Genomic DNA, 20,115 nt, shown 5'->3' with positions numbered 1-20,115 from the left:
TATATCGACTGTTCCACCGCGATCGGGAGCAAGCCCCCTCCCACAGTTTGATCGGCGGCGGTCTTGAGTTACTGCGAAGTTTTCGCCATCTGCTTGTCCGACGTGCGCCAGATCAACCGCGTGGTGTCATACCCTTGCTGACGCGCCCTGCTCAGCAGGTCTTCACGGGTGTCGGCATTCACCGTTGGCGTGCGCGACAGGATCCACATGTAACGCCGGCTTGGGCTGCCCACGAGTGCGGTCTTGTAGTCATCGCTGACATACAGCACCCAGTAATCGCCCTTGGCGACGCCCGGCAGCAACGCGGTGAACCAGTTATTGAATTCCACCCAGAGCTTGTCGGTCTTGCCAGGCACTTGCGGCGTGGCCGTGCCCTTGGCTTCTTCCCACTTCCAATCGGTCGTCAGGCAGCGGTTGAACACTGACATGTCGCCATCAGGCAGCAATGTGTAACGGGCTTCGGACTGCGCGCAGTTGCGCTGGAAATACATCGGCAATCGGGCCAATTCATACCAGGTGCCCTGGTAACGCTTGAGGTTGACGTTGCTCGCGGTCTTGGGTTGCAGATTATCGCCAGAATGGCTGGCGCAGCCCGCCAAAAACAGGCTGGCACAAAGAAACAAAACAAAACGCATCATTCTTCTTCTCCCGCAGGCTCGCGCCCCGGTTTACTTCAGGCCTTGCCCGGAAAACATCAAAACTTTGTCACCGGCGTATTGCACGCTGATAAAGCTGGTTTTATCGCCCCAGGTGCAGCTGGACATACCCAGTGCGCCGGAACAATCGGTTGGCTGACCCAGCAACGACTCAACATCGACCTTGGCCATGCCAGCCGACAGCTTCGCGTAGTTTTCTTGATTGACCTTGCTGCAAGCGGCCAACAGCACGCAAAAAGCCAGCAGGGCGAGACGGCGTAACGACATGGAAAAACTCCTGGAGGGACGAAGCAGTTGGGGTATCTGCCAGAAGCTTAGAAGGGAAAAGGGGTGTCTGGTTCCCGACGCGCGAAAACAAAAAAGCCCCGAAAACGCTGAAACGTTTCGGGGCTTCTTCAGTGACTGCAAGGCTTACTTTTTGTGATAAGCCGTCACACGCTCAACTTCTTCCTTCGACCCCAGGAACACCGCCACACGCTGGTGCAGGCCTTCCGGCTGGATGTCGAGGATGCGCTGGTGGCCGTCGGTGGATGCACCGCCCGCCTGCTCAACCAGGAACGACATCGGGTTGGCTTCGTACATCAAACGCAGCTTGCCTGGCTTGGACGGCTCGCGGCTGTCGCGCGGGTACATGAACAAGCCACCACGGGTGAGGATGCGGTGCACGTCAGCGACCATCGCGGCGACCCAGCGCATGTTGAAGTTCTTCTTCAACGGGCCTTCTTCGCCAGCCATCAACTCGCCGACATAGCGGGTAACCGGCTCTTCCCAGTGGCGCTGGTTGGACATGTTGATCGCGAATTCCTGGGTGGACGCAGGAATGGTGATGTCTTCGTGGGTGAGTACGAAGCTGCCCATTTCGCGGTCCAGGGTGAAGCCTTTTACGCCGTCGCCCAGGGTGAGTACCAGCATGGTCTGTGGGCCGTAGATGGCGTAACCGGCAGCGACCTGCTCGGTGCCTGGCTGCAGGAAGGCCTTTTCGTTCAAGGCTTCGTTCTGGCTCAGGTATTCGTTCGGGCAACGCAGTACCGAGAAGATGGTGCCGACCGGTGCGTTGATGTCGATGTTGGACGAACCGTCCAGTGGGTCGAACACCAGCAGGTAGGCGCCTTTGGGGTACTTGCCCGGAATCTGGTAGGCATTGTCCATTTCTTCGGACGCCATGCCGGCCAGGTGACCGCCCCATTCGTTGGCTTCGAGCAGGATCTCGTTGGAGATCACGTCGAGCTTCTTCTGCACTTCGCCTTGGACGTTTTCAGTGCCCATGCTGCCCAGGACACCACCCAATGCGCCTTTGGACACGGCGTGGCTGATTTCCTTGCAAGCACGCGCCACCACTTCGATAAGGAAGCGCAGATCGGCAGGCGTGTTGTTGCTGCGGGTCTGCTCGATCAAATAGCGACTCAGGGTAACGCGGGACATGTAAGGCTCCGGAGAATGGGGGGCTTGAAAACCCGCGCAGTTTAACGCGAGTCGAGGGTTATTTCCTCTAATCAGAGGATTTAACCCCAATAGAGTTCACGGTCTGGCCATAGGCTTGCGCAACAAACTGTAGGCCATCGCCCCCAGTGCTGCCACACCCAGCAGGAGCACGGCCCATAAGCCGAGCTTCTTCCAGTCGGTGCCGACAGCGGGCGACGCGGCAACAGCGGGCGGCTTGACCATCACCTCCCCCGCTAAGGCAGCCGTGCCCAGGGTTTTGAGACGCTCGGCGCTGGCGTCAGGGATCAGCGTGGACAGCGGCAGGTTCGCCGCCTTCACCGACGCATTGCCCACTGCCAGGGTAAACGGCGGCTCACCCCGCGTCAGGAACACCAACTGCGTGGCGCGCACGGCAAATCGCAGTGCCGGCGCTTCGACGCCCAAACCGCCTCCGCGCTCGTCCACTTGCAACTTGAGTTCGGCCACCGTCTGACCCGGCAACTGCAATTCATCCTGCACCACGTCCTGGCCGTTCTGGGTCAGGCGGTACAGCAAGCCATTGCTCAGCGGTTGCCAAGCTTGACCGGCTTCACGGCGGCCCGACAGGCTCACCGGCGCCAGCGTGTTGGGTTGCTTGAGGTCGATGCGCAAACGCTCGACATTCAGCCCGGTGGGCAACTGCCAGCTGTATTCCCCGGCCTTGAGCGGCGTGCCCGCCAACGGCTGCGACCACATCAACGGCGCCGGCAAACGGCTGCTGGTGGCGCTTGTCAGTTTGGCGGAGGTCAGTTGCGGCGCTTCCTGGCCCTGCCACACCAGGCGCAAGTAGCGTGCCGATTGGCCCGGCAAACTCACGTCGTGTTGCTCCACCCGTTCCTCGGCGAAGGACAGACGCGCCACCTGGCCATCGCCCCAGGATGCCCAGTGCTGCAAGTCATCGCTGGCTTCAATGCTGAAGCGCTGAAAGCCGTCGCGCTCGCGGCTCCAATCCAGGCTCAATTGCTGCAACGGCGCCTTGATCGCGCTGGCGTCCAACACCCAGCCGCGCAGCACCTGCTTTCCTGATGTGGAGGGGCGCACTTCCAGCAGCGTGCCCTCGGCAGTCGACTTCATGACCACATCCGGCAACGCCTCGCGGGTATCGGCGGCGTACAACGCAAACCACTTCACATCCGCCACGTTACGACTCTCCGAGCGCTGCGCGGATTGGCGGGATAACGCATAGGCCTGTGGCTCGCCGGCCGCGTTGAACACGCGCACATCGCTGAGATCCGCCTGGCGCGCACTCAACTGCACGGCCAACGGCAGCTCAAGGCGATACCAAGGGCCGCTGCCACTCACAGTCAGCGGCACGTGCGTGGTGAAGTCCGCCGGACCTTCCTGGGCGTAAGCCGCCGAACACACCAGCCACACCGCCAACCCGCTCAGACTCAGCTTGCCCATCAAGAAGACGCTCCTTCGGTTTCAATCACAGGTTCGGCACGTTTGGGCGGCAGCGGCGCAAAGTAACCCACCACCAGCAACAGCCCGCCCACGCCGATAAACGACACGATCCGCGCCAGCCCGCCGCGGTTGCTCAGCTCGACAAAGAACAGCTTGGCCACCACCAGCGCAATCAGCGCCGCGCCAATCAGCCACACTTCGCGACGATGGCGCAGGTGACCGCCGATCATCAGGCCGAGTGCGATCAGGGTCCACACAATCGACAGGCCCGCCTGCACCAGCATCGACGCCAGCAATGCATCCAGGTCAAACGGCACGCCACCCCAGTGGTGAGCCGTGCGCATCACCAGCGCGGTAAAGAACGCGAACAGCGAGATACCCGCAACGCCCTGGGCAATCAGCTCGGCACGCGGCCCGCGCTCCGGCGCCACGCTGCGCGACCACAGGTAAATGCCCAGCAGCGCGAACAGCAAGCCCAGGTCCAGCGGGTTGAGCAGCGGCACATACGGCAGCGGTTCTGCCGTGCCGTCACTGAAGATATTCGCCAGCCAGAACCAGCCGAGCATCAGCACCGCCAGCGGCAAGGCCGCCAACACGCGGTATTCACGCGGGTACGCCGACACCGGCCACGGCCACGTACGCGGCGCGGCGGCCAGCACCAGATACAGGCTTGGCAGAATCGCCCAACCCAACCAGCGCCACGCGTTGTACTCGCTCGACAGCAACAGCAGGCCGTAACGCAGCTCCAGCGCCAGCACGCCGGTCAACATCCAGCAGCCCAACACGTGCGCCACACCCAACACCTTGGCCGGAACCAACGCGGCCAAACGGAGCAGCGAAATAAAGTGCACAGCAAACACCGCCAGCCAGGCCAGCCAGCCAAAGTGCGCCGCCGGGTGGTAAAACTCAGTCCACGCACCCCACAACACGAGACCCGCCGCTGGCATCAGCAACGTACTGGCGACACCCAGAGCCACCCAGCGCAAACGCAGTGCCAGTGCCGTCCAAATCGCCACGCTCAGCGCAGCCGCCAGCACCAACAGCGGAGCGTGCAACGCCGCAGGCGCCAGGCGCCACACTTCAATGATCACCGCCAAGGCCCACCAGGCCACGCCCCAAGCCAGCAAACCTGTAGACAGCCGGCCACGGGGCAAGCGCCACGCGCCGAGCATGGCTGCCAAGGCAATGATCAGCGGCGTCCAGGCGTTGGCCACTGGGTCGAGCGCAAAGAGCGCGCCGCCCAGCACCTGCCCAACCACACCACAACGCACAACCGCTGGCGAGCCGATACGCTGGCCCGCCCACAGGGTCGCCAGGCCAGCAACGGCCCAACTGACGATGCTGCCTTGCGTCGAAAATAACAGCGGCGCCAGCAAGTAAGCGCAGCCCAGGCCAAGTACGGCGAGCCAGGGCGCACCCAGCCGTTCCCAGCGCCGGGTATGTTCCGGCGCAGCGGTGTGGAGTTGATAAAAGCTGAACAACAGCGCCGCGCCCAACAACAACGCCCCCAATGGCGGCCCCTGCAGCAACGTGTCCTGGCTGTCGCGCAGTTCGCCGAGGAAGGCGAGCAATGAACCCAGTTGCAGCAATAAAGCGAACGCCCGCGCCAATGGCCGCTGCTGACGCAAGCCGAGCCAAAAAATCCCGGCGCCTTCCACGGCCCAGGCGGCGGCGGTCCAGCGTGCGTCGAAGCCTAACGGAATCGCGAGGCTGGCAAAGATCACGCCCAGCGCCAGGCAGGTTTCGGCCAACAACAAAGCGCGGCCACCACTGAGCAGTCGCGCCAGCCCCATGTAGATAATGCCAAGGCCAAGCGCACTGAACGCGGCGGCAAACTCAAGGTGCTGCACCAGCGCGAACTGCAAGCCAAAACCCACCAACGGCGGGCCGAACAACATGCTGCCGTCGACGTAATCGCCCTTGGCCGCCGACCAGCGCAGCAATGCGTCACGGCCTTCAGGCGCGTCGCCCCGCTCCAACAACTTGCGCCGGGCGAACAACAAACCGATGGCCAGGTACATCAGGAAAAACAGCATGAGGAACGGCTCGGTACTCCACAGCAACTCCGGCGTGTAGGACCGCATGCCCCAGGCGAAGCCGATGCCGAAGGTGCCGACAAAGCCGATCAGGTTGAGCAAGCGCCAGGCCTTGAACCAGGCGATGGCGAGGATGCCGGCGTTGAGCAAGGCGAAGTAGCTGAACAGCGCGACGTGATTGCCAGCGCCGGTGGACGCCAGGATCGGCGCGGCGAACCCGCCGAGAGCCGCCGCGCACGCCAGCCCCAAGGCATCCTGGGTAATCGCCAGAATCGCCGAAAACACCGTGACGGCCACCAGCAATCCCAGCGCCGCGCCGGGATCGATCAGCGGGTGCAAACGCATCGCGGCAAACACAGTGAGGTACAGCACTGCGATGCCGGCGCCTTGCAGCATCAGGCCGTAATTGCTGTTACGCAGGCGCAACCACCAGCCCAGGCCCAACAAGGCGATGGCGGCTGCGGCCACACCGGCATAACGCAGTTCGATCGGAACTACCACGCCTTCGGTGGCATACCGCAGCAGAAAAGCCAGGCCGAGGAACAACAGCACCACGCCGACGCGCAGCACGGTATTGCCGCCAAACAGCCACGCGCGCGCGCCGCTGATGGCGCGTTCGATCAGGTTCGGGCCGCGCGGGATGGCCGTATCAGTAGGGCGAGGGGTTGCAGCAGGTGCCCAAACGTCAGCCGGCAGTGGCTGGCTGGGGGCGGTTTCCATGGCGACAGGCGCCAGTTCGGCGGGCAGCTCCCAAACCAGGTCGGGCACCTTGGCAGCAGTCGTCGGTTCAGGGGTAGGCGGTTCGACGATGACGTGGTGTGTCGTCGCGGGCACTTCCAGCAGCCGCAGGCGTTCACCCAGGGCTATCAGCGCCTTCTGCGTGGTTTCCAACTGGCGGGCCTGCTGTTCTGTTTTGGTCGACAGCATCGACAGGCGAATCGCCTGGCCAATGCCCAACCCCAACAGCGCACCGAAACCGGCATCGGTGAACGACTCATCGAGCGTCCAGCCGAGCGCCAGGCCAATCAGCATGAAAATCCATTGCATGGTCGATATCCCTAAGCAAACCGAGGCCTAGTATATCGACGCGGACCTAATGTGGGAGCAGCCTTTTGTGGCGAGGGAGCTTGCTCCCGCTGGGGTGCGCAGCGGCCCCAAAAAACGGGAGCGCTACGCACTCCAGCGGGAGCAAGCTCCCTCGCCACAAGAGCCCGCTCCCACAGGGGTTACTCGGTGTTTAATCGAGCGCTTTCCAGATCTCGGTGGCGTATTCGCGGATGGTGCGGTCAGAGCTGAACCAGCCCATCCGCGCCGTATTCAGTACCGCCGAACGCCACCACGCCTTGGAGTCATGCCAATGCTTCTCGACCGCCACCTGGGCGTCCCAGTAGGAGTCGAAGTCGGCACACACCAGGAAGCGGTCGTAGTCGATCAGCCCGTCGATCAAACCCACGTAACGGCCCGGATCATCCGGTGAGAACACGCCGCCACGAATCGCTTGCAGCACATCGTTCAACCGATGGGACGCGGCAATGTCCGGGCCGGCGTTGAACTCGCCGGCGTGCTTGCGGGCTTCCACCTGCTGCGCGCTGAGGCCGAAGATAAACATGTGCTCGGCGCCGACGCGCTCGTGCATCTCCACATTGGCGCCGTCCATGGTGCCGATGGTCAGCGCGCCGTTGAGGCCGAACTTCATGTTACTGGTGCCCGAGGCCTCAAAGCCGGCGGTGGAGATCTGCTCCGACAAGTCCGCCGCCGGAATGATGCTTTCCGCCAGGCTGACGTTGTAGTTGGGCAGGAACACCACCTTGAGCAAACCGCGCACGGTCGGGTCGTTGTTGACGGTGCGGGCGATGTCGTTGGTCAGCTTGATGATCAACTTGGCCTGGTGATAACTGGCCGCCGCCTTGCCGGCGAAGATCTTCACGCGAGGCACCCAGTCGGTGCCCGGCTCGGCACGGATCGCCTGGTACAGCGCCACGGTGTGCAGCAGGTTCAACAGTTGGCGCTTGTACTCGTGGATACGCTTGACCTGCACGTCGAACATCGCCGCCGGATTCACCGAAATGCCCAGGCGCTCGTGAATGATGTCGGCCAGCGCACGCTTGCTGTGCAGGCGTTGATCGGCGAAGGCTTTGCGGAAGGATTGCTTCTCGGCGAAGGTTTCCAGCTCCGTGAGGCGGGTTTCCATGGTGTCGAGAATGTCCGGGCCCAACGCCTCCACCAGCATTTCGGTGAGTTGCGGGTTGGCCTGGTACAGCCAGCGGCGGAAGGTGATCCCGTTGGTTTTGTTGTTGATTCGCTCCGGGTAGAGCTTGTGCAGTTCGGAGAACACGGTGCTGCGCATCAGCTGGGTGTGCAACCCGGACACGCCGTTGACGCTGTGGGAGCCCAGGAATGCCAGGTTGCCCATGCGCACGCGGCGGCCGTTGTCTTCTTCGATCAGCGACACGGCGCGCAGTACGTCGAAATCGTGGATGCCTTTGGCGCGCAGCGAATCGATGTGCTGGGCGTTGATCAGGTAGATGATCTGCATGTGCCGCGGCAGCATGCGTTCCATCAGGCCTACGGGCCAGGTTTCCAATGCTTCGGGCAACAGCGTGTGGTTGGTGTAGGAGAGGGTTTCGACGGTGACGTCCCACGCCGCTTCCCACGGAATATCGTGCAAATCCACCAACTGGCGCATCAACTCGGCCACGGCGATGGACGGGTGAGTGTCGTTAAGCTGGATCGCGGCGTGTTCGCCCAGGCTCAGCACTGAGCCGTGCATGTTCTTGTGGCGGCGCAGCAAATCCTGCAGCGAAGCAGAGACAAAGAAGTATTCCTGGCGCAGGCGCAGCTCCTGCCCCGCTTCGGTGCTGTCGGCCGGGTAAAGCACACGGGAAATACTTTCGGCGCGGGCCACTTCGGCAACGGCGCCAAGGTGGTCACCGGCGTTGAAGCGCTCCAGGTGCAGGTCTTCCACGGCTCGCGCACGCCACAGCCGCAGGGTGTTGACGCTGGCACCGCGCCAACCGACCACTGGGGTGTCGTAGGCGACGGCGCGTACGGTTTCGCCGGGCGTCCACACTTGGATCATCTTGCCGGAGGTGTCCGGCAGGGTTTCAACGCTACCGCCAAAGCCGATCGGGTAGATCACTTCGGCCCGCTCGAACTCCCACGGGTTGCCGAAATCCAGCCAGCGCTCGGTTTGCTCCTGTTGCCAGCCATCGACAATCGCTTGGCGGAACAAGCCGTGCTCGTAACGAATGCCATAGCCGTGACCGGCGATGCCCAGGGTCGACATGCTTTCCATGAAGCACGCCGCCAGACGGCCCAAGCCACCGTTACCGAGCGCCGCGTCGGGCTCCAGCAGGCGGATGCGCTCAAGGTCCACACCCAGTTCAGCCAGCGCCTCGCGAGCGATCTCCAGCACGCCGAGGTTGCTGAGGCTGTCGTAGAGCAAACGGCCGATTAGAAATTCGAGGGACAGGTAGTACACCCGCTTCTGACCTTTGCGGTAGATGCGTCGGGTGTGGTTCATCCAGTGGTCGACCATCTGGTCGCGCGCGGCCAGGGCAATGGCTTCAAACCAGTCGTGGTCGAAAGCGTGGTCGGGGTCTTTACCCACCGCGTAAGTGAGTTTGGTCAAGACAGCCTCGCGAAATGCGGCTACCTCTGCTTCTCGTGCAAGCGGTTCCTGAGACATCAATGCGACCTCGAGCGAGATTGAAGGAGTTGCTAGAGCCTAGTCGGTCTGACAGACGGTAGACGCGCTGGTTCGGCAGTTTTTTAACTCATTCACGTTTATCGTATTTAGATGCAGGGGCCGTGCCCGATCACACACTTGCGGCGCCTTTGAGCTGAAATCCGCAAAATATTGTTCAAAAAACCACCAATCCCGGTATGATCGCGCGCCCAGATACAGCACCACCTTTTGGAACCCTGATGAAGCCTCAACTGATCGCCGCCGCGGAACTCGACCGTCTTGAAACGTGGCAGAAATACTCCGCACACATGTGCGGCGGCTGCGTGTCCAGCTGCTGCACGCTGCCGGTCGAAGTGAAGATCAAGGACCTGATCCGCATTGGCATCGTCGATGAATTCGAACTCGGCGACCCGGCGAAGAACATCGCCAAGCGTTTGCAGAAAGAAGGCATCGTGGAGCGCTTCAATTCCAAATCCGAAATTTTTACCCTGCAGCGCATGAGTAACAACGACTGCCTGTACCTGGATCGTAAGACGCGCTTCTGCACTATTTATGACAAGCGCCCGGATACCTGCCGCAACCACCCGAAAATCGGACCGCGGCCTGGGTATTGCGCGTATAAGCCAAAGGAAGTGGTGCGCGAGACCAAGTTCAAGACCCTCGACAAGTTCTGATCCGGATTTTGTGGGGATCTAACTGGCCCTATCGGGAGCAAGCCCCCTCCCACATTTTGAAGCGTGAACACAGTCAAATGTGGGAGGGGGCTTGCTCCCGATGAGGCCAGCACCGTCACCGCTTAATCTGCAGGCATAAAAAAACGCCCCCGGCCTTTCGACCGGGGGCGTTTTTCATTCAGCCTGAGTTAACTCAGTTCTTGGCTTTCTTGGCAGCGCGGGTACGCTCGCCTTCGTCCAGGATCTTCTTACGCAGGCGGATCGACTTAGGCGTAACTTCGCACAGCTCGTCGTCCTGGATGAATTCCAGAGCTTGTTCCAGGGTGAACTTCACCGGTGGAACCAGAGCGATGGTTTCGTCTTTACCCGAAGCACGCATGTTGTCGAGCTTCTTGCCTTTGGTTGGGTTGACGCCCATGTCGTTGTCACGGCTGTTCAGACCAACGATCTGACCGTTGTAGATCTCTTGACCGTGTTCAACGAACAGCTTGCCACGCGCCTGCAGAGTTTCCAGGGAGTAGGTCAGCGCCTTGCCGGTTTCTACCGATACCAGAACACCGTTCTGACGGCCGGACATGTCGCCGGACTTCATGGTGTCGTAGCGATCGAAGATCGAGGTCAGGATGCCAGCACCGTTGGTCAGGGTCAGGAACTGGTTACGGAAACCGATCAGACCACGAGCAGGGATGTTGTATTCCAGACGCACACGGCCTTTGCCATCCGGCACCATGTTGGTCAGGTCGCCGCGACGCAGGCCCATCTCTTCCATGACCTTGCCCTGGGATTCTTCCGGGGTGTCGATGGTCACGTCTTCAAACGGTTCCTGCTTCACGCCGTCAACCTGACGGATGATAACTTCTGGACGACCAACGCCCATTTCGAAGCCTTCGCGACGCATGGTTTCGATCAGTACCGAGAGGTGAAGCTCACCACGGCCGGAAACCTTGAACTTGTCAGCCGAGTCGCCTTCTTCAACGCGCAGAGCAACGTTGTACAGCAGCTCTTTGTCCAGACGCTCCTTGATGTTACGGGAGGTCACGAACTTGCCTTCTTTACCGCAGAAAGGCGAGTCGTTTACCTGGAAGGTCATCGAAACGGTTGGCTCGTCAACGGTCAGAGGCTTCATCGCCTCGACGGTGTCCGGCTGGCACAGGGTGTCGGAGATGAACAGCGAGTCCATACCGCTCACGCAAACGATGTCGCCGGCGAACGCTTCTTCAACGTCAATACGGTGCAGACCGTGGTGACCCATCAGCTTCAGGATACGACCGTTACGCTTCTTGCCGTCGGCGCCGATAGCCACAACCGGGGTGTTCGGCTTGACGCTACCGCGAGCGATACGGCCAACGCCGATAACACCCAGGAAGCTGTTGTAGTCCAGTGCCGAGATTTGCATCTGGAACGGGCCTTCACGGTCAACCTTCGGCGGTGGAACGTGGTCAACAATCGCCTGGTACAGCGGGGTCATGTCTTCAGCCATGTCGGTGTGTTCCAGACCGGCAATACCGTTCAGGGCCGAGGCGTAGATAACCTGGAAGTCCAGTTGTTCTTCGGTAGCACCGAGGTTGTCGAACAGGTCGAAGATCTGGTCCAGAACCCAGTCCGGACGCGCGCCTGGACGGTCAACCTTGTTGATGCACACGATCGGACGCAGGCCGGCTTCGAAGGCCTTCTTGGTCACGAAACGGGTTTGCGGCATAGGGCCGTCTTGAGCGTCAACCAGCAGCAGAACGGAGTCAACCATCGACATTACGCGTTCTACTTCGCCGCCGAAGTCGGCGTGGCCCGGGGTGTCCACGATGTTGATGTGGTAGCCGTTCCAGTTGATAGCGGTGTTTTTAGCCAGGATGGTAATACCGCGCTCTTTTTCCTGGTCGTTGGAGTCCATCACGCGCTCGTCGTTGAGCTCGTTGCGCTCCAGGGTGCCGGATTGACGCAGGAGTTTGTCTACCAGGGTGGTTTTACCGTGGTCAACGTGAGCAATGATGGCGATGTTACGTAGATTTTCGATCACTTGTGTATCTCGATCAGAGGATTCGGTGTGCTGACAGGTCGTGGCAGCGATTAACAGTAGAGTCAGGCCTTGCCGTTACAGCTTGACGGCAGAGTCGGGGGGCCGGTGACGCAGGCCACAGGCAAACAGCCCCGGGCTCTTAGCTCGGTCGATAAACGCGCACATTGGCATGCCCCTCACTGAGCAAATGGTGGGCATGCAGGCGACTCATCACGCCTTTGTCGCAATACAACAGGTACTGACGGCTGTTATCCAGTTCCTTGAAACGCGCGTTCAGTGCGTAGAACGGCAGCGTTTGCACGTCGATGCCAGCGATTTCCAGCGGCTCATCTTCCGTGGCATCCGGGTGACGGATGTCGACGACGATCTGGCCCGCCAGGGCTTCGCTGACTTCTTCGATTTTTACGTCCTGGCCCAATTCGTCGATAACGCGATCGATCGGGACCATTTTGGCGTTCTCGAGCGCACGCTCCAGAACCGCCATATCGAACTGTTGTTCTTCATACTCCACGCGGTTGCGCTTGGCGTGGGTCTTGGGGTTCACCGAGATGACCCCGCAATATTCAGGCATGTGCTTGGCGAAATCCGCCGTGCCGATTTCTTCGGCCAGGTCGATGATGTCCTGCTTGTGACTGGCGATCAGCGGGCGCAATACCAGCTTTTCGGTCACGCAGTCGATCAAAGACAGGTTCGGCAGCGTCTGGCTGGCCACCTGGGAAATCGCCTCACCGGTCACCAGTGCGTCGATCTGCAACTGATCGGCGATCCTGGACGCGGCGCGCAACATCATACGCTTCAATACGACGCCCATATGACTGTTATCGACTTTGCCGAGAATTTCGCCGAGGACTTCCTCAAACGGCACACTGACAAATAACACGCGCTGGGAGCTGCCGTACTTCTTCCAGATGAAGTGCGCGACTTCCATCACGCCCAATTCATGTGCACGCCCGCCCAGGTTGAAGAAGCAGAAGTGACTCATCAGGCCGCGGCGCATGATCTGGTACGCGGCCACCGTGGAATCGAAACCGCCGGACATCAATACCAGGGTCTGTTCCAGGGCGCCCAGCGGGTAGCCGCCGATGCTGTTGTGCTGGCTGTGAATCACGAACAACCGTTGGTCGCGAATTTCCATGCGCACTTCAATTTGCGGTGCTTTCAGGGAAATTCCGGCGGCGCCGCACTCGCGACGCAGCTTGCTGCCGACGTATTTTTCGATGTCCATGGAGCTGAACGAGTGCTTGCCGGCGCGCTTGCAACGCACTGAAAAAATCTTCCCCTCAAGCTCACTGCCAAAGTGCTGTTTGCACTTTTCGGTGACGTCGTCGAAGTCGCCCAGCGGGTACTCGTCGACCTGCAGAAAATGCGCGATGCCCGGCATGCAGCTCAGGCGTTCGGTCATGTCCTTCAAGGCTTTGGCGTCGGTCAGGCGGGTTTCCAGCTCGAGGTTGTCCCACACGCCATTCACCACCACAGCCGGGTCCAGGTCTCGGAGCACGGCACGGATGTTCTTGGCCAACTGACGGATGAAACGCATCCGTACCGGTCGGCTCTTGATGGTGATCTCGGGGAAGACTTTTACGATTAATTTCATGGAAACAGTGCGCGCTGGGCCTGCCGAAAAAGGGGGGCGCGGATTATAGCGGAAATCGCTCAAGGTTTAACCAGTTAATATGCACTGCACGTCACGCGCACCAAAACGGGTCATTTGCGCAAATAAGCGCTACATTGCAGTGCGCTTTTTATTCCGTTTCAACGGATTGCACCTTTATAGGGGCCATTTTGACGCAATAAGGCCATGTTGGCGCACTGGCATGCAATTTGCTCTCTTGTGAGGCAGGTTGCCTTGGTCGAGTATTCGCGCCGGCATCACCAACATTCTAAGGGCTAACTCCACTACCCAGCCCGAAGCCACCCGGAGGACACCATGTCGAAGTCGGTTCAACTCATCAAAGATCATGACGTTAAGTGGATTGATCTGCGCTTCACGGACACAAAAGGCACTCAGCACCACGTGACCATGCCGGCTCGCGATGCGCTGGATGATGCTTTCTTCGAAGAAGGCAAAATGTTCGACGGTTCCTCCATTGCTGGCTGGAAAGGCATCGAAGCCTCCGACATGATCCTGATGCCGGACGACAGCACTGCCGTTCTCGACCCGTTCACCGAAGACCCAACTCTGATCATCGTCTGCGACGTGATCGAGCCTTCGACCATGCAAGGCTACGACCGCGACCCACGTGCGATCGCCAAGCGTGCCGAGGAATACCTGAAGTCGACCGGTATCGGCGACACCGTATTCGTAGGCCCGGAGCCAGAATTCTTCATCTTTGATTCGGTCAAGTTCAAGTCCGACATCTCTGGCTCCATGTTCAAGATTTTCTCCGAGCAAGGTTCGTGGATGTCCGACCAGGACATCGAAGGCGGCAACAAAGGCCACCGTCCAGGCATCAAAGGCGGCTACTTCCCGGTTCCTCCGTTCGACCACGACCACGAAATCCGTACCTCCATGTGCAACGCCATGGAAGAAATGGGCCTGGTCATCGAAGTTCACCACCACGAAGTGGCGACTGCCGGCCAGAACGAAATCGGCGTGAAGTTCAACACCCTGGTGGCCAAGGCTGACGAAGTTCAAACCCTGAAGTACTGCGTACACAACGTGGCTGATGCCTACGGCCGTACCGCTACCTTCATGCCTAAGCCGCTGTACGGCGATAACGGTTCGGGTATGCACGTTCACCTGTCCATCGCCAAAGATGGCAAGAACACCTTCGCTGGCGAAGGCTATGCCGGCCTGTCCGACACCGCCCTGTACTTCATCGGCGGCATCATCAAGCACGGTAAGGCCCTGAACGGCTTCACCAACCCGTCGACCAACTCCTACAAGCGTCTGGTCCCAGGTTTCGAAGCGCCGGTAATGCTGGCCTACTCGGCCCGTAACCGTTCCGCCTCGATCCGTATTCCTTACGTGTCCAGCCCGCGCGCTCGCCGTATCGAAGCTCGCTTCCCGGACCCGGCAGCCAACCCGTACCTGGCCTTCGCTGCCCTGGTAATGGCCGGCCTGGACGGTATCCAGAACAAGATCCACCCAGGCGACGCCGCCGACAAAAACTTGTACGACCTGCCGCCTGAAGAGGCCAAAGAGATCCCACAAGTGTGCGGCAGCCTGAAAGAAGCCCTGGAAGAACTGGACAAGGGCCGTGCGTTCCTGACCAAGGGCGGCGTATTCAGCGACGACTTCATCGATGCTTACATCGAGCTGAAAAGCGAAGAAGAAATCAAGGTTCGCACCTTCGTACATCCACTGGAATACGAGCTGTACTACAGCTGCTGATCCGGTAGCGCCGCGTAAAGTGGCGTGATGAAAAAAGACCGCCTTCGGGCGGTCTTTTTTTTGCCCGGAATTTAGCTGGCCGGGACGTGGCGATCGAGCATCCTGGCGGCTATCTGCGTGCCCATTGCACTGAGTTGGTGAATGGCCAGGGCAGCATCGCGGTGCTTGCCGTGCAGGTTTTCGGACAGGTCCAGCAGCAGGGTGCTGACGGAGGAGAAGGTTTCAAAACTGTTGATCATCAAGGCTTCGTCGTCGGCGTCGGGGGCGATGATGAAGACGGATGGGGGTGGATTGGGTGTTGGCTTGAACATGTCTTAACTTCCTCAATGAGGCCGCCAAACACTCGCTACTAAACGATAGGTGGCAGCTGTGCGCAGGTTAGTAGACCGGGGAAGTTAAGCAAAACCGGCGCACCCGAAGATGCCCTGCGCACAGCCGCCATAAAGATCGGCGCTGTACGAGCTTAACTTTACCCTCAGGCTACTAAACCTGATCGCTGATGAGCAGCGACCGAGCAACCTTAGAGACGACAAGCCAGTCGTACAAGCCGGCGGATTCTGGCGTAACTGTAGGCAACCGCGCAAGGCAGAGTAGCCCGCGCCTTACACCCCTACCCCAGCACGTGTAGGAACGCGTTCGATTATGAAACTTTCAAAGCCAACGCATTTCTTCAATATTTACGCGTTATCGTTAGTCACCTTCGCGAGCAAGCTCGCTCCTACAGGAGATTAACGTTGAAACATCAACTTTTATTTGCCTTGCTGTTCGCCACTGTCAGTGCAAACGCCGTCGCTGCACCGCCTCCCACTCTCGCCCCGCTGCTGGACAGTATCGTCGAGCGCCTGAGCATCGCCGACCAGGTGGCCCTGAGCAAATGGGACAGCCACAAACCGGTGGAAGACCGCCCACGGGAACTGGACGTGATCGCCAGCGTAAAAGCCCAGGCCCCAAGCTACAACCTGGCGCCAGAGGTGGCCGAGCAGTTTTTCGCCGCTCAAATGGAAGCCAACAAAATGGTGCAATACAGCCGCCTCTCCGATTGGCACTTAAAGGGCAAGGCACCTGACACCCCGCGCCCGGACCTGGTCGGAAAAATTCGCCCGCAGCTCGATGAACTGCAAAAACGCCTGCTGCAACAACTCGCCGACTTCAGCCCGGATCGCAGCAACCCACAGTGCCCGCTATGGGTGGCGATGGCCGTGCACGAAGCGCGTCACGACCCACTGATTCAAATAGCAATGGCCCGCGCCACCGGCGAACTGTGCATTTACCAGCCTTGATGCGAACAGGGCCTGCGTCATTCCAGGCCCTTTCCCACATGATTATTGGAACACCGGAATTGTCTGATTCATCTCGGGCATTCATCCCTCTACGATGCGGCCCCCTCAACCGCCAACCGCTGACGGATTTTGTGATGAACCTCACCTGCAAGGCCCTATGCTCACTGGCGTTTGTGTGTAGCCCGCTGAGCGCAGCACAACCCGACAGCGACTCCGACGCCTGGACGGTTGAAGCGCCTTACCCCGGCAGCACAATAATCAATGCGCGCATCATCGGCGCCGCCGGTCACGCCGACAAAACCAGCATCGCAATCCTGCAGGTCGCCTGCTACAGCTCGCCGCCACGCCCGATGATCTCGTTGCTCACCCACACCGACAAGCTGCACTTCAAGCCCGACATTTATGAAGGCCCCGACGCCCGCTCCACCGGCCCGCTGAGCCTGACCACCGGCTCCCTGCCCACTCGCACCTATCGCGTCAACGGCTACTACAGCGCAGAGCCCAGCCAGCAACATGGCGTACTGTTCAAACTCACTATGCCCGCCAATCGCCAAGAGTTGCACGAGTGGATAGCCGGCGACATGCGCGGCCAACGCATCAAGATGACATTACCCTCCGCCATCCCCGGCGACTTTCCTTTGACCGCCGAGTTTGTCCTGCCCCATGACAATGACGACCTGCACGACGTCATCAAACCCTGCCTGAACGATCGCAAAAAGACCCCCAAAAAACCGTCCTGAATGCTCACAACCGCCTCAACCCCTCCCATGAGCTGTTCCTGAACAGACTTCTTCAAACTGCACTATATTGGTGCGGCGCGTTGCACCCTTCCCACCTGATCAGCCCATTTTGGTTCGAAACTTCCCGAGCAGGCTGGCAGAACGCCACAGATTCGCGCTCAAAACAGCCATTTCAGGGCTTTCGCGCTTCTTTTCGGAGCCTTGGTTTGGTTTTTGCATTTTCCTTGTATCAGCGTGTGCCTCAAGCCCGCGCCTTGCTCCAAAAGAGGTCCTGATGACCATTAGCGATGCACTGCACCGTTTGTTACTCGACAACCTGACCACCGCGACCATCCTGCTCAATGCCGACCTGCGCCTTGAGTACATGAACCCGGCGGCGGAAATGCTCTTGGCCATCAGCGGCCAGCGCAGCCATGGGCAGTTCATCAGCGAATTGTTCACCGAGTCGGCCGAAGCCTTGAGCTCGCTGCGCCAGGCGGTGGAGCAGGCACACCCGTTCACCAAGCGCGAGGCGATGCTCACCGCCCTCACCGGCCAGACGCTGACCGTCGACTACGCCGTGACCCCAATCCTGAGCAACGGCGCGACCCTGCTGTTGCTTGAAGTGCACCCGCGCGACCGCCTGCTGCGCATCACCAAAGAAGAAGCGCAGCTGTCCAAGCAGGAAACCAGCAAGATGCTGGTGCGCGGTTTGGCGCACGAGATCAAGAACCCGTTGGGCGGGATTCGCGGCGCGGCGCAGTTGCTGGCCCGCGAGCTGCCGGAGGAGCATCTCAAGGACTACACCAACGTCATCATCGAAGAGGCCGACCGCCTGCGTAACCTGGTGGACCGCATGCTCGGCTCCAACAAGCTGCCGTCGCTGGCGATGACCAACGTGCACGAAGTGCTGGAGCGCGTCTGCCAGCTGGTGGAAGCCGAAAGCCAGGGCTGCATCACCCTGGTGCGCGACTACGACCCAAGCATTCCCGACGTATTGATCGATCGTGAGCAGATGATTCAGGCGGTGCTCAATATTGTGCGCAACGCCATGCAGGCCATCAGCAGCCAGAACGAACTGCGCCTGGGCCGCATCAGCTTGCGCACCCGCGCCCTGCGCCAGTTCACCATCGGCCACGTGCGCCATCGCCTGGTGACCAAGGTCGAGATCATCGACAACGGCCCGGGCATTCCCGCCGAACTGCAGGAAACCATTTTCTTCCCCATGGTCAGTGGCCGCCCGGACGGTACCGGGCTGGGCCTGGCCATTACCCAGAACATCATCAGCCAGCACCAGGGTTTGATCGAATGTGAGAGCCATCCCGGCCACACGACCTTTTCGATCTTTCTGCCACTGGAACAAGGAGCCCCATCGACATGAGCCGTAGTGAAACTGTCTGGATCGTCGATGACGACCGTTCTATCCGCTGGGTCCTCGAGAAAGCCTTGCAACAGGAAGGCATGACCACCCAGAGCTTCGACAGCGCCGATGGCGTGATGAGCCGTTTGGCGCGCCAACAGCCGGACGTGATCATCTCTGATATCCGCATGCCCGGCGCCAGTGGCCTGGACTTGCTGGCGCGGATTCGCGAGCAGCACCCGCGCTTGCCGGTGATCATCATGACCGCGCACTCGGACCTGGACAGCGCGGTAGCGTCCTATCAGGGCGGCGCCTTTGAATACCTGCCAAAACCGTTCGACGTGGACGAGGCGGTGGCACTGGTCAAGCGCGCCAACCAGCACGCCCAGGAACAACAGAGCCAGGAAGCCCCACCGGCCCTGACCCGCACCCCGGAAATCATCGGCGAAGCGCCGGCGATGCAGGAAGTGTTTCGCGCCATCGGGCGCTTGAGCCACTCCAACATCACCGTGCTGATCAACGGCGAGTCGGGCACCGGTAAAGAGCTTGTGGCGCATGCGCTGCACCGCCACAGCCCGCGAGCGGCTTCGCCGTTTATCGCGCTGAACATGGCGGCTATCCCGAAGGACTTGATGGAATCCGAGCTGTTCGGCCATGAGAAAGGCGCGTTCACCGGTGCAGCCAACCTGCGTCGCGGCCGCTTTGAACAGGCGGACGGCGGCACGCTGTTCCTCGACGAAATCGGCGACATGCCAGCCGACACCCAAACCCGCTTGCTGCGTGTATTGGCAGACGGCGAGTTCTATCGCGTTGGCGGGCATACGCCGGTCAAGGTGGACGTGCGCATCATCGCGGCGACTCACCAGAACCTCGAAACCCTGGTGCACGCGGGCAAGTTCCGTGAGGATTTGTTTCACCGCCTCAACGTGATCCGCATCCACATCCCACGCATGTCGGACCGCCGCGAAGACATCCCGACCCTCGCCCGCCACTTCCTCAGCCGCGCCGCGCAAGAACTGGCGGTTGAGCCGAAGTTGCTGAAAAGCGAGACCGAGGAATACCTGAAGAACCTGCCGTGGCCGGGCAACGTGCGCCAGCTGGAGAACACCTGCCGCTGGATCACCGTGATGGCGTCCGGCCGCGAAGTGCACGTCAGCGACCTGCCGCCGGAGCTGTTGAGCCTGCCGCAGGATTCGGCCCCGGTGACCAACTGGGAACAGGCGCTGCGCCAATGGGCCGATCAGGCCCTGGCACGTGGCCAGTCGAACCTGCTGGACAGCGCCGTGCCGGCCTTCGAGCGGATAATGATCGAAACCGCCCTGAAGCACACCGCCGGCCGCCGCCGCGACGCCGCCGTGCTGCTGGGCTGGGGCCGCAATACCCTGACGCGCAAGATCAAAGAGTTGGGGATGAAGGTGGATGGTGGGGATGATGATGAGGGTGATGAGGCTTAACACCTCTTCCTGATCCACTGAAGATCTAATGTGGG

15 protein-coding genes are annotated in these 20,115 nt (G+C 60.4%); 6 read left to right on the top strand and 9 right to left on the bottom strand.

Annotation, left to right across the window (positions count from 1 at the left end; all coding sequences use genetic code 11):
• Nucleotides 1-68: 68 nt before the first annotated feature.
• The 6 genes from Q7C20_RS09210 to Q7C20_RS09185 form a co-directional block, all read right to left on the bottom strand.
• On the bottom strand, nucleotides 69-638 hold the full coding sequence (locus tag Q7C20_RS09210; protein ID WP_348062223.1) for a lipocalin family protein: 570 nt from the start codon (nucleotides 636-638) through the stop codon (nucleotides 69-71).
• A 30-nt stretch (nucleotides 639-668) separates the two neighbouring features.
• Nucleotides 669-923, bottom strand: a complete 255-nt coding sequence (locus Q7C20_RS09205; RefSeq protein ID WP_348062224.1) for a hypothetical protein — start codon at nucleotides 921-923, stop codon at nucleotides 669-671.
• Nucleotides 924-1,067: 144 nt separating this feature from the next.
• On the bottom strand, nucleotides 1,068-2,078 hold the full coding sequence (locus tag Q7C20_RS09200; protein ID WP_003237460.1) for a class 1 fructose-bisphosphatase: 1,011 nt from the start codon (nucleotides 2,076-2,078) through the stop codon (nucleotides 1,068-1,070).
• Between the two features lie 96 nt (nucleotides 2,079-2,174).
• Nucleotides 2,175-3,521 carry a DUF3999 domain-containing protein gene (locus tag Q7C20_RS09195; RefSeq protein WP_375066846.1) on the bottom strand — a complete coding sequence of 449 codons (1,347 nt, stop codon included), beginning with the start codon at nucleotides 3,519-3,521 and terminating at the stop codon, nucleotides 2,175-2,177.
• Complete coding sequence (locus tag Q7C20_RS09190; protein WP_375066845.1) at nucleotides 3,521-6,604, bottom strand: DUF2339 domain-containing protein; 3,084 nt, start codon at nucleotides 6,602-6,604, stop codon at nucleotides 3,521-3,523. Before Q7C20_RS09190 ends, Q7C20_RS09195 begins: the two co-directional genes overlap by 1 nt.
• A gap of 190 nt (nucleotides 6,605-6,794) precedes the next feature.
• On the bottom strand, nucleotides 6,795-9,245 hold the full coding sequence (locus Q7C20_RS09185; RefSeq protein WP_375066844.1) for a glycogen/starch/alpha-glucan phosphorylase: 2,451 nt from the start codon (nucleotides 9,243-9,245) through the stop codon (nucleotides 6,795-6,797).
• Between the two features lie 239 nt (nucleotides 9,246-9,484).
• On the opposite strand from Q7C20_RS09185, the gene Q7C20_RS09180 reads away from it, so the two are divergent.
• Nucleotides 9,485-9,919 (top strand): YkgJ family cysteine cluster protein, encoded by a 435-nt coding sequence (locus Q7C20_RS09180; protein WP_049710458.1) that lies wholly within the window; start codon nucleotides 9,485-9,487, stop codon nucleotides 9,917-9,919.
• A gap of 193 nt (nucleotides 9,920-10,112) precedes the next feature.
• Here the strand turns inward: Q7C20_RS09180 and typA are convergent, their stop codons facing one another.
• Entirely contained in the window at nucleotides 10,113-11,933 is a 1,821-nt protein-coding gene (gene typA / locus Q7C20_RS09175; RefSeq protein WP_375066843.1) for a translational GTPase TypA, read from the bottom strand.
• 139 nt (nucleotides 11,934-12,072) lie between these two features.
• The gene (thiI, locus tag Q7C20_RS09170; protein ID WP_375066842.1) at nucleotides 12,073-13,527 is read right to left on the bottom strand and encodes a tRNA uracil 4-sulfurtransferase ThiI; all 1,455 of its coding nucleotides are present in this window, start codon (nucleotides 13,525-13,527) and stop codon (nucleotides 12,073-12,075) included.
• A gap of 333 nt (nucleotides 13,528-13,860) precedes the next feature.
• On the opposite strand from thiI, the gene glnA reads away from it, so the two are divergent.
• Entirely contained in the window at nucleotides 13,861-15,267 is a 1,407-nt protein-coding gene (glnA, locus tag Q7C20_RS09165) for a glutamate--ammonia ligase (RefSeq protein WP_017138628.1), read from the top strand.
• Nucleotides 15,268-15,338: 71 nt separating this feature from the next.
• Here glnA and Q7C20_RS09160 read toward each other — a convergent pair whose 3' ends face one another.
• Entirely contained in the window at nucleotides 15,339-15,578 is a 240-nt protein-coding gene (locus Q7C20_RS09160; protein ID WP_375066841.1) for a DUF6124 family protein, read from the bottom strand.
• Between the two features lie 375 nt (nucleotides 15,579-15,953).
• Between Q7C20_RS09160 and Q7C20_RS09155 the strand changes: the two genes are divergently transcribed.
• The 4 genes from Q7C20_RS09155 (at nucleotide 15,954) to ntrC (ending at nucleotide 20,080) form a co-directional block, all read left to right on the top strand.
• Nucleotides 15,954-16,547, top strand: a complete 594-nt coding sequence (locus tag Q7C20_RS09155; RefSeq protein WP_375066977.1) for a chorismate mutase — start codon at nucleotides 15,954-15,956, stop codon at nucleotides 16,545-16,547.
• Nucleotides 16,548-16,681: 134 nt separating this feature from the next.
• Nucleotides 16,682-17,287: a hypothetical protein gene (locus Q7C20_RS09150; RefSeq protein WP_375066840.1), complete on the top strand. Its 606-nt coding sequence runs from the start codon at nucleotides 16,682-16,684 to the stop codon at nucleotides 17,285-17,287.
• 274 nt (nucleotides 17,288-17,561) lie between these two features.
• Nucleotides 17,562-18,647, top strand: coding sequence for a nitrogen regulation protein NR(II) (gene glnL, locus Q7C20_RS09145; protein ID WP_034117295.1), 1,086 nt, complete (start codon nucleotides 17,562-17,564; stop codon nucleotides 18,645-18,647).
• Complete coding sequence (ntrC, locus tag Q7C20_RS09140) at nucleotides 18,644-20,080, top strand: nitrogen regulation protein NR(I) (protein ID WP_348054848.1); 1,437 nt, start codon at nucleotides 18,644-18,646, stop codon at nucleotides 20,078-20,080. The genes glnL and ntrC overlap by 4 nt, the downstream gene beginning before the upstream one ends.
• The last annotated feature ends 35 nt before the right edge of the window (nucleotides 20,081-20,115 follow it).

Origin of the sequence: Pseudomonas sp. AMR01, assembly GCF_041946035.1 — a bacterium.
Taxonomy (GTDB): Bacteria; Pseudomonadota; Gammaproteobacteria; order Pseudomonadales; family Pseudomonadaceae; genus Aquipseudomonas; species Aquipseudomonas antarctica_B.
This window is presented reverse-complemented; position numbering and strand designations above follow the sequence as displayed.